This window comes from Loigolactobacillus backii, from assembly GCF_003946275.1.
GTDB classification, from domain to species: Bacteria; Bacillota; Bacilli; order Lactobacillales; family Lactobacillaceae; genus Loigolactobacillus; species Loigolactobacillus backii.
In genome coordinates this window covers 1-1,124 of record NZ_RHNQ01000142.1, presented here as the reverse complement: position 1 = coordinate 1,124, position 1,124 = coordinate 1, and the positions used below count along the sequence as shown (strand labels likewise).

General features: G+C 37.4%; 1 protein-coding gene. It reads left to right on the top strand.

What is annotated here, in order from left to right; genetic code table 11:
- Positions 1 to 139: 139 nt before the first annotated feature.
- Positions 140 to 1,124: ISL3 family transposase (locus tag EKM61_RS11940; protein ID WP_100077721.1), on the top strand; the 985-nt coding region annotated here is incomplete at its 3' end.

Here is a 1,124-nt window from a genome sequence, read left to right as displayed (position 1 = left end):
GGGTCTACACTTTCTGGTATTGGTGAATAACTAATACCGGTTTTTTGTCTGTTTTGAAAATCAGAAAAATAAAAAAGGACATCTGTCCTCTTTGTGCTACGATTTAATCGCCAAAACAAATCGAAAAGAGGAAATTCAGATGTCCCTAACTAATTCTATCTTATGCTTATTCGAAATAACAGACCCAAACTTAATTGTCACTGGTATTTCTAAAGAACGGTGTTCCACAAACCAACGTATTCATGTCGTCCATGCAACTTTGTCTTATCAACTTTTAAAGTGCCCACATTGTGGCCATAAAAGCTTAATTAAAAACGGAACTCACATGAGTCACCTGCGTTTAGGAACCTTATCCGGTGGTCGTTACGAAATGCATTTAAAACGTCAAAGATACCAATGTAAAGATTGTTCAAAAACCTGTGGTGCTAAAACTAAGTTGGTTAATCGTAACGAAACTTTCACACACAATATCAAACATCAAGTGATCGTTTTGGCACGCGATATGTTGACGAGTAAAGAAATTGCTAAACTTTGTGGAATTTCGCCAAGCAGTGTTCAACGAATCCTAAATGCCAATATTCACTTAGCCTATCGTGTTAAACATCTCCCAGAGAATCTTTGCTTTGATGAATTTCGTTCCTGTAATCACTGGATGTCCTTTAATTGTTGCGATGCCGTTAGTCATCGCCGAATTGTTACTTTAAAAGATCGGCTAAGTAAAGATATCATTGACTACTTTGAAGCTCGTTTTTCGGTTCAAGAACGTGCCCAAGTTCAATCAGTGACGATTGACATGAATGCTGAATATGGCAGCTTCATTCATCGCTTATTTCCCAATGCGGCCACGATTATCGATCGTTTCCATATTATTCAACTGGCTGGGCGTGCCTTAGATAATGAACGCACGCAGACCATTCGTACTATCCAAGATAAGCATTCACGAATTTATCATATTTTAAAATCTCAATGGCGTTTATTTCATCTTGATGAAATAAAAGTTAATGATTCTAAGGCTGTTTATTTACGCGGAATTAACGAGTATATGACGCAACAAAACGCCATTGATTTAGCTCTAGACGCTTTTCCCAGATTTAGATCTGTGTATCAAACCTATCAAGGTATCT